This is a genomic window from Streptomyces sp. NPDC005485 (assembly GCF_040606085.1).
GTDB lineage: Bacteria > Actinomycetota > Actinomycetes > Streptomycetales > Streptomycetaceae > Streptomyces.
Genome location: NZ_JBEXDZ010000248.1, coordinates 1 through 9124 on the forward strand (window position 1 = coordinate 1; position 9124 = coordinate 9124).

10 protein-coding genes and 2 pseudogenes are annotated in these 9124 nt (G+C 67.8%); 4 read left to right on the forward strand and 8 right to left on the reverse strand.

Translation table 11 applies throughout. The features are described from left to right. From ABZS97_RS42020 to ABZS97_RS42030, 3 genes are all read left to right on the forward strand, one after another. On the forward strand, positions 1 to 249 hold a 249-nt coding region (locus ABZS97_RS42020), incomplete at its 5' end, for a transposase (protein ID WP_356148457.1). 465 nt (positions 250 to 714) lie between these two features. Further along, positions 715 to 1542, forward strand: coding sequence for a MarR family transcriptional regulator (locus ABZS97_RS42025; RefSeq protein ID WP_356148460.1), 828 nt, complete (start codon positions 715 to 717; stop codon positions 1540 to 1542). Positions 1543 to 1717: 175 nt separating this feature from the next. Further along, entirely contained in the window at positions 1718 to 2260 is a 543-nt protein-coding gene (locus ABZS97_RS42030; protein WP_356148463.1) for a DUF1707 domain-containing protein, read from the forward strand. 21 nt (positions 2261 to 2281) lie between these two features. Here the strand turns inward: ABZS97_RS42030 and ABZS97_RS42035 are convergent. The 8 genes and pseudogenes from ABZS97_RS42035 to ABZS97_RS42070 all read right to left on the reverse strand — a co-directional run. After that, positions 2282 to 2473: pseudogene (locus ABZS97_RS42035) on the reverse strand (DUF5709 domain-containing protein); the annotation flags it as partial. Next, a complete protein-coding gene (locus ABZS97_RS42040; protein ID WP_356148484.1) occupies positions 2460 to 2633 on the reverse strand; it encodes a condensation domain-containing protein in 174 nt (57 codons plus the stop codon). The pseudogene ABZS97_RS42035 and the gene ABZS97_RS42040, both read right to left, overlap by 14 nt. A gap of 157 nt (positions 2634 to 2790) precedes the next feature. Continuing rightward, positions 2791 to 4110 carry an MFS transporter gene (locus ABZS97_RS42045; RefSeq protein ID WP_356148466.1) on the reverse strand — a complete coding sequence of 440 codons (1320 nt, stop codon included), beginning with the start codon at positions 4108 to 4110 and terminating at the stop codon, positions 2791 to 2793. Positions 4111 to 4132: 22 nt separating this feature from the next. After that, positions 4133 to 4385: pseudogene (locus ABZS97_RS42050) on the reverse strand (TauD/TfdA family dioxygenase); the annotation flags it as partial. Further along, complete coding sequence (locus ABZS97_RS42055) at positions 4369 to 4818, reverse strand: hypothetical protein (protein WP_356148468.1); 450 nt, start codon at positions 4816 to 4818, stop codon at positions 4369 to 4371. The pseudogene ABZS97_RS42050 and the gene ABZS97_RS42055, both read right to left, overlap by 17 nt. Beyond that, a complete protein-coding gene (locus ABZS97_RS42060; protein WP_356148470.1) occupies positions 4815 to 5345 on the reverse strand; it encodes a hypothetical protein in 531 nt (176 codons plus the stop codon). Before ABZS97_RS42060 ends, ABZS97_RS42055 begins: the two co-directional genes overlap by 4 nt. Then, positions 5293 to 5592 (reverse strand): hypothetical protein, encoded by a 300-nt coding sequence (locus ABZS97_RS42065; protein ID WP_356148475.1) that lies wholly within the window; start codon positions 5590 to 5592, stop codon positions 5293 to 5295. Before ABZS97_RS42065 ends, ABZS97_RS42060 begins: the two co-directional genes overlap by 53 nt. A 224-nt stretch (positions 5593 to 5816) precedes the next feature. Continuing rightward, positions 5817 to 7046 (reverse strand): IS701 family transposase, encoded by a 1230-nt coding sequence (locus ABZS97_RS42070; protein WP_356148478.1) that lies wholly within the window; start codon positions 7044 to 7046, stop codon positions 5817 to 5819. Positions 7047 to 7986: 940 nt separating this feature from the next. Between ABZS97_RS42070 and ABZS97_RS42075 the strand changes: the two genes are divergently transcribed. Further along, positions 7987 to 9124: non-reducing end alpha-L-arabinofuranosidase family hydrolase (locus tag ABZS97_RS42075; RefSeq protein ID WP_356148481.1), on the forward strand; the 1138-nt coding region annotated here is incomplete at its 3' end.

Here is a 9124-nt window from a genome sequence, read left to right on the forward strand (position 1 = left end):
GCCGGTTGGGGGGTGTTCCTGACGATCCTGCACGCCAAGGCTGAAAGCGCCGGACGGGAAGTGATCGCCGTGGACCCCCGCAACACCTCCCGCACCTGCCCCCAATGCGGGCACACCGCCAAGGAGAACCGGCCCACACAGGAAAAGTTCCACTGCCTCGCCTGCGGCCACCACGCACACGCCGACACAGTGGGCGCCCTCAACGTTCTACGGGCCGGGCTGGTCCGTCGCCACGCCAACCCGGCGTAGCGAGAAGCCCCCGGCTTCAGCCGGGGGAGGAGTCACAGGACTTGGTGACGTCCCTGACGGACAGCTGCGCTACGGCAACGGGGTCGACGGTGGGCAGGGCACTATGGTCTCGGTCGCACATATGGCTTTCCCTGGGTATGCGAAGGGTCTACGGGCAGCAGAAACGGCGGCATCGGCCGTGCCCGGACTCAGACGAAGAAAAGGAAAGCCATGCCTCCACCATAACAAGACGAACCGTCTCGCCTCAATTCGTGCGCGCCACGAAGTCCGTGATCCTCCGCACCCTCGTTCATCCGACTACGACGGGGTCGCGGGGCCCCGGCAGGCGTATCACTACGCTCCCCCGCCGTTCGGTCAAGATCTGGTCGAGCCACCGCAGAGGCGGCCGTTCGGCTGCCGCAACCAGGCGCTGATTCAGCGGCCTTTGCTGCTCCGCGGGACGTGACCGCAGGCATGATGGAGGCCATGACTCACACCGCCCGTCGCATGTTCGAGCTCCTGGAGCCGATCTGTCTGGTCACCTTCTTCGCCGACGAGTGCAACGAGGAGCTGGCCGCGCTCGGCCATCGCACCTACTGGGACGGCTACTTCGCCAGCCGCGCCGCGCCGCTGGGGCGGGTGCCGGCGCAGGTCGTGCACGCGGCCTTCTACAACTTCGCCGACGGGGAGGCCGCGCGACACATCCCGAGCGCATGGGAGACGATCCCGCCCGAGGCGTCCGTCGCCGCGCGGCAGCGGGGCAGCGCGGCCTCCGTACGGCGGATCCTCGGCGACGAGCTGGCCGACTCCCCGGGCCTGGTGCGCGCCGCCGACCTGACCACCAAAGCCGCGACGAGCGCGCCCACAGAAGGTCGGGTGATGTACGCCGGGATGCGCACCCTTCCCGTGCCGGGCGACCCGGTCGCCCGGCTGTGGCATTCCGCGACCATGCTGCGCGAGCACCGCGGTGACGGTCACATCGCCGCTCTCGTCGGTGCGCGCATCGGCGGCACGGAGGCCCACGTGCTCAGCGCACTGGAAATGGACATCCACCCGCCGGAGTCGTTCGGGCGCATCCATCACCTGCCGAAGGAGCGGCTGGCCGCGGTCATGGACGGCTTGCGCGAGCGCGGACTCGTCGACAACGAGGGCCGGTTCACCGACGCCGGCCGTGAGACCAAGCAACACATCGAAGCCCTTACCGACGAGCTCGCCGCCCCGCCGTACGACGCCCTGTCCCCCGCCGAGCTCGACGAGCTGGTCGCCGAACTCGAACCCATCACCGCGAAGCTGGTGGCCGCCGGGTCGCAGTGACGAACAGTGAGGACGGGTCGAGGAGTTCGCCGTTCGGTACGGCGACTTCTCGGCACGGTGTTCGCACCCGAGGTGGGCGTGGTCATACCCCCTGTCGGCGTGGAGCTTGCCGGGCTGCGACCTGGGACTGGGCCTTGACGCGTTCGCGTCGCCGGCACGGCAGTAGGGTGAACCGGTGACCTCCTTACCGGAAGACTCGCCGCAACTGATCGGCGAAGACGACCGCGATACGGCCGTGCAGCGCCTGCAGGAGGCGTACACCGAAGGGCTCATCTCGCACGAGGAGTTGGACGAACGCCTCCACCAGGTGCTCACCGCCAAAGCGCATGGCGAGCTCGTGTCGGCCCTGGGTTCGCTCCCGCGGGAGCGCCCGGGCACCACCTCAACGATCGCCGCGGCGGGCGGACGGATCCTGCGGCGAGGCGCATGGCGGGTACCTCGGACCCTCAAGGTCGAGTCCGCATACGGTAGGGCGCGCCTGGATCTGTCCCGGGCGATCATCGAGTATCCGGTCGTCGACATCGAGCTGCAACTCGGAACCGGCGGGGCCAGAATCACGGTGCCCTGCGACGCAGTCGTTGACGTCGACGGTCTGCGCACTGGGTGGAAGGACCTGCGCTACAAGGCCCCGCAGCGTTCCCGCCCCGGCGGGCCGACGATCCGAATCTCCGGAACCATGGGCTTCGGAAGATTGAAGATCCGCCACGCCCGGCGTTGAGGCTCCGGCGGTAAGGCCCCGTCAGTAGCTCTCCGAGTCGGGGATCAGATGCATCGCGGCCTCCTCGGCCGAGGCGCCGGCGCCGTCCAGGCCGATGTCAGACGCGATCAGGTCGGACTCGGTGTTCGGATGGGCTATCTCCTCGGCGAGCCGCTCGTCCAGGCTCTCGCCCCGCTGCTGCTCCGACGCCGTGCCCCCGTTATGCTCCGCGGAGCAGCTCGTGGCGGGAGACGCAGGCCCGCAAGGCGGATTCAAGCCGGCCGGCGTCCAGTGGGCCCTCGACAAGGGTGGCGGCGGACACGTGGTGGACGGGGGCGCCGGAGGCGATCTGCTCCAGGTACCAGAGTCTTTCCTGGCCGTGGGAGAGCGGCAGCCGGGACGCCTACGCCGAGCGGGCCGTGGGTCGTGTTTCCAAGTCGTCGTGCACGATGACCTTCCCTGGTTCGCGGTACGGTGGGTGCGGTGACGGACCGGGAGTCAGCCCGCGCGGTCGGCACGCTGCGCCGACGGGCCGTCCTGTTGGCCGGCCGTCATCGTCGGGCTTCGGTGTCATCCCCGTGACTCTCCTCTCGAGGTGAAGGCAGATCGGTGGGCCGTGTCCGCGGGGGCTGTACGGCGGTCTGCTCCGGGTGACGCTGTCGGATGGGAGTGAAGGCGGCGGCCACGACCACGGCCAGGAAGACCACGGCAACTGCCGTCAGCGGTCCGCGTGTCCCCAGCCGGCCGACCAGGGCGGTGAGCAGGGCCGCACCGAGGGGCGCGAGACTGCCGTGGATCGTCCAGAACGCGGCGGTGACCCGGCCGAGCAGATGGTCCGGCGTGACCTGTTGCCGCAGGGACATCGAGCAGACGCCTGCCAGGGCCATGCCGAAGGAGTACAGACAGATCGTCACGGCCGCCACGGACACGTGCCCGGTGCCGCCCAGCACCAGCACCGACACCGAGCACAGACTCATCGCGCCGAGCCAGCAGCGGCCGAACCCCCAGGAGCGGCGCATCCAGGCGGTCGCGGCGGCAGCCACGCAGGTGCCCAGCCCGGCCAGCGCGAGCACGTAACCCACCGTGCGTTCGTCCTGCCCCAGACCGTGCCGCAGGTGGTAGATGAACACGTCGGTCATGCCCAGGCTGAGGAAGGTGGTGACGGTCAGCAGCACGGTGAGCGCCCGCAGCACCGGCGTACGCCACAGGAACGCGGCGCCGACCCGGAAGCCGGAGCGCAGGTCCTGTGCCCGGGCCGCCTTGCTCTCCGCCTCGTCGGCCGACGGCCGCGCGGTGGACCTCAGTCTGATGAACGCCAGGCCCACGAAGGAGATGCCGAAGCTGCCCGCGTTGATGGCGACGGCAGCCGTCGGCCCGAAGAGCCCGGCCACCACACCGGCCAGGGCCGGGCCGGCGATGTACGCGATCGCGTTCGTCGCCTCCAGCCGGCCGTTCGCCGCGACGATCTGCTCCTTGTCGACGAGGTTCGCCACGGCGGTGACATATGTGATGTTGAACAGCATCTCGAAGACCGAGGCCAGCGCCATGGCCACGTACAGCAGCCAGATCTGCGGGCTCACGGCCCAGCAGACCGGGATCGCGCCGTACAGCACCAGCCGGGCGGCGTCGCACAGCATCAGCAGACGCCGCCGGTCGAAGCGGTCGGCCCAGGCGCCGCCCACCAGACCGGTGAGCAACGAGTCCACGCCCGCGACGGCCGTGAGCAGCCCCATCTGCGCCGCCGACCCGGTCGTGTGCAGCACCAGCAGCGGAAGCGCCACCAGTGAGAAGGCGTTGCCGACCTCGGACAGTGCCTGGACCGCCCAGAAGACGGAGAAGTCCCGGTTGGACCAGAGCGAACGCGCGAACATGCGAGGATCTTCCGTCCTGGAGCTAGCGGTCGGGGGTGTACGGCTCCGCCATGGCGACCGCGATCCGGGGGGCCCGTGAACGGCTCGCGGCCGTGCGAGACCAGCATGTTGTCGATCACCAGGACGTCGTCCGCACGGTAGTCGAAGCGGGTCGCCGCGGCTCGGTATCAGTCCCGGAGATGGTCCATGACGTCGTCCGGGATCGGTTCGCCGTCGCCGTAGTAGGTCTGACTGGGGAGGTTCTCCTCGCCCAGCATCTCAAGGAGACCGAGCCGTGTACGGCGCCAGGTTCTGATCGGCGAAGAAGTACGCGAGATCGGCCGGCGCCGACTCGTCGAATGGATACGTGAGGGAGTAGTAGTCCACCGGCTTCAGAACGAGCCCGTACTCGTCGCTCCGCTTGAAGTAGGGGCTGAAGCGGTCGAAGCGCACCGTGTACACGCCGTGCGGCGGCACCAGGTGGACGAAGTCACGCAGTTCCTCGGCGTACTTGCGGTAGACCTCCGGGCCCTGGCCCGGGAATCCGATCAGCAGGTTCGACTCGGGCTTGATCCCGAACTCCTCGCAATTCTTGAGGAACTGCAGGTTCTGGAACGCGGTCGTGCCCTTGCCCATCAGTTTGAGTGTCGAGGAGGACAGCGCCTCGGTACCGGGCCGGACGACGGTGACACCGGCGTCCGTCATGGCCCGCAGGTCCTGACGGCTCAACGGGCTTTGACCTCGTAGAAGATCTCGGCTCCCGGCGGCGGGTCGAGCCGCGGGAAGACCTCACGCGCGTAGTTGCGTGGCATAACATTGTCGGTGCAGAAGAACGCGGTGTAGGCGGGCGCGAAGCCAAATAGCCATTCGAACTGCCGGACGGCCAGGTCCGGAGCCATGGACCGAAATGCCATGCTTTCGCCGTTCAGCCTGCAGAACGTGCAGTGCGAACGCTGCCCCCACCAGCAGCCACGCGACGTCTCGAAGAACAGCATCGGCTTACTGGTCCCCGTGCGCCGCGGTTCCGGATGAACCTGCAGCGCCTCGAAGAAGCTGTCGTAGTCGGGCAGGAAGAAGTCATCGATATCGCGTTCCGCGCCAACGGCCTTACGGAAACACGGGTCTCGGCAGTTTCGCTCGTAAAGGATTCCCGGAACGGTGTCGGCACGCTCCGGCTCACCGTCGAGCACACAACGAACGAACTCACCGAAGGTGTTCAGCGCGGGCCCGGAGAAGACGAAGTCGACGGTCGGCACATGCTGGGCAAACATCGAGCTGAACCCCCACGATGTCGGCCCCGTCGAGCCGGTAACGGTCGATCAGTTCCTCGCAGAACTCCCGGAGTCCGTCCCGCGCCGACAGGACCTGCTCACGGAAGTCGGCCCACCAGGCACCCCGGTAGTAGCGCTGGAAGTACTCGGTGGTGGTGTCGGCCTCGCCGGGAAAAGCGATGTGCCGGAACAGCCAGTCCCCGATCCTGGTGTCCACATGATCGTGACTCACTGAGAGAGCCCCGTACAGACGTGTCCCGAAGAATTCAGCCATGTCCTGGTTGAGGTAGCACACGTGCGCTTGCGCCCGGTCGGCAAACTCCCGGTGATCATTCGTTTTGAGTCTAGTAGTGCTTCGTTAGGTTCTGGTTCTGGTGAGGGGGCGGCCGCAGGTGGTGCAGGTGCCGGTCCAGCAGCGCAGCAGGTCTTGGAGTGCGTCGAGGACTTGGTAGAGGCTCAGGCTGCTGTGAGGGCTTTTGGGTCGTAACGCCGCAGGGTGAGGAAGGCCTGGGCGGCGGTGACGAGGGTGACGTGGTGGTGCCAGCCGCGCCAGGTGCGGCCCTCGAAGTGGTCCAGGCCCAGGCCGTGTTTGAGTTCGCGGTAGTCGTGCTCGATGCGCCAGCGCATCTTCGCCCAGCGCGCCAGGTCGGCGACGGGGGTGGTGGCGGGCAGGTTGGTCATCCAGTAGCCGGTGGGCTCCGTCGCCTCCTCGGGCTGTTCGACCAGCAGGGTCCGCAGCGGCAGCACACCGTCCCACCGGCCGCGTCCACCGGCTTGTTCCTGCGCTGTGCGGGTGGCTTCCTTGCCCGAGGGCCGCACCTCGAGTACCGCAAAGCGTGAGGTCATCGATCCCTTGCTGCCCTGGCGCCAGGTGACGGTTTCGAAGCGGGTGTCCGCATCGATGAGTTGGTGCAGAGGGCGGGCCGGCTCACGGTAGCGGGGCAGCGTGGGCGGGCCCAGCCCCGGGTAGGGCGGCAGATGCGGGACGGTGCCGGCGGGCCGGGCGATTTCCTTGGGCTCGACGGCCATGACGTAGGACCAGCCGCGTTCCTCCAGGGCCAGGCGGAAGGCCACGCTGCGGCCGTAGCCGCAGTCGGCCACGATCACCGGCACCGACACCAGCCAGTCGGCCAGCCTGTCCAGCAGTCCCAGGGCCAGGCGGGGCTTGGTCACATGCCCCACCTCCTCGGGCACCCCCGCGGCCGTGCGTCGCTGGGTGTCATGCGCCCACTCCTCCGGCAGGAACAGCTCCCACTCCAGCGGACAGGAGGCGGTGTCGGTGGCCGCATGCACGCTGACAGCGACCTGGCAGTTGGCCCGCTTGCCCAGTGCCCCGCAGTACTGCCGGGCCACCCCGACCGAGGCCCGTCCGCACTTGGGAAACGACACATCGTCGACCACCCACACCTCGGGCCGAACCACCTGAACCAGCCGTTCGGCGATCCGCCGCCGCACCGGCGTCCACTGCCACGGCGACTGGTTGACGAACTGCTGCAGGGCCTGCATGTTCCCGTCCGGCAGACGCCGGGCCATCGGCTGGATCGACTTGCGCCGGCCATCCAACATCAGTCCCCGCAGATAGCACTCGCCCCTGGCCCGCTGATCCTTGCGCGGCACCGACGCGAACACGTCCTCCACGAACAGCCCCAACGCGGCCCGTAATCGGTTCACTTCATGCGTGTCCACATACCCAACATGCTCTTGATCAGCGCAAACGTATAGACCTAACGAAGCACTACTAGTGCGCGATGGCTTGAGTCGGCAGGGACGTTCAGGCCAACGGGAATTCCGTCGTAGGTGGCATGAGGTACGGATGGAATGAGGTTGTTTTCCCGCTGCCGCAGGGTGCGTTCGTCGTGGTCCGGCGCGTATTCGTCGAAGACTTAACGGGCATGGCGGTCGGTTGTCGCGCGGGACGAGACGGACGGGCCGGGGGATGATTCAGCCAAGTGCAACGAGCGCTTGCGCCGGCGGGCGGGAGTTCCGGCCGCTGGACGGACACCTTGTCACCTCGTCCGGCATCAGCGTCCGCAGAGAGCGGTCACCCCACAGGCCGCCCCACGCCACCCTGGGCCTGGGCGCCGGGCCGGCGACTGTCGACCTCCTTCACCCCCGATGTGCTTGACCTGCGGCGTTTCATTCATATGCCCTGCGAATGTTTCGGCCCCTCTCGCGAATCATGCGAGAAGTATTGACGTCGTTCACCGGTTCCCTATCATCCAAGTTGCTCGACACGTCGATCCTTGTTCGACATGGCGAACACATCAGGTCCTCTCCACCCGCACAGCAGGGCGCCCCTGAGTCACGCCCACCGCAACCGCCGAGCCGCAAGGAGCATGCCGCACGATGCATATGTCATGGCCCCATCAATGCTCTGATCGTCGTCTCGCGTCGGCAGGCGCCTCGCTCGGTGACGCTCGATGAACGTCCGGCACAGGCCGGTGCATTTCGCCGCAACCCGAAGACACCGGGCGCCGCCGGCCTTTCAGAAGGTCTCGCAGGACCGGGAAGCCGAAAGGCGTCAGCCCGGTACCCACGGACTGCTGCGAACCGCACCCCCTCCACAATCCGGACAGCCTCTGCCGGGGCCGACCGGAACCGCGTACTCAAGGATGACGAGGTCCCCATGCGCAGACGAAGTTTCAGCCGCAGACGCCTGTCCGTGGTGCTCGCCGCTGCGGTTACGGTCCTGATCGCGCTGGCGGCGACACTCGTCGCCAACCCGGCTCAGGCGGCCACCAGTGGCGCCGTTCGCGGTGTTGGTTCCGGCCGATGTCTCGATGTACCGAACGCCGCCCAGACCGACGGCACGTACCTGCAGATCTGGGACTGCTCGGGCGGGACCAACCAGCAGTGGACGTCGACGGACAGCAGCCAGCTGACCGTCTACGGCAACAAGTGCCTAGATGTTCCCGGCCACGCCACCACGGCCGGCACCCGCGTACAGATCTGGACCTGCAGCGGCGGTGCGAACCAGCAGTGGCGGGTGAACTCCGACGGCACGATCGTCGGCGTGGAGTCCGGGCTGTGCCTGGACGTCACGGGCCACGGCACGGCCAACGGCACGGCGGTGGAGATCTGGACGTGCAACGGCGGCAGCAACCAGAAGTGGACCGGCCTGTCCGGCACGACCCCTCCCGACACGTGTTCTCTTCCCTCGACATACCGGTGGACGTCGACGGGTGCGCTGGCGCAGCCGGCGAACGGATGGGTCTCGCTGAAGGACTTCACCAACGTGGTGTACAACGGCAAGCACCTGGTCTACGCGTCGAACGTTTCGGGGTCGGGGTACGGCTCGATGGCGTTCGGTCCCTTCACGAACTGGTCGGACATGGCATCGGCCGGCCAGACCGGGATGAGCCAGTCCACGGTGGCGCCCACGCTGTTCTACTTCGCCCCCAAGAACATCTGGGTGCTGGCGTCCCAGTGGGGTGCGTCGCCCTTCATCTACCGGACCTCCAGCGACCCCACCAACCCCAACGGCTGGTCTGCGCCGCAGGCGCTGTTCACCGGCAGCATCCCCAACTCCGCCCCGATCGACCAGACCCTGATTGCTGACGGCCAGAACATGTACCTGTTCTTCGCCGGGGACGACGGCAAGATCTACCGGGCGAGCATGCCGATCGGGAACTTCCCGGGCAACTTCGGCTCGTCGTACACGACGGTCATCCCCAACGGCTCCGGCAAGACGACCACCATCCGCATGCTGATGGGCCTGATCGAACCGACCACGGGCACGGCGCGGGTCCTGGGGCACCCGATGC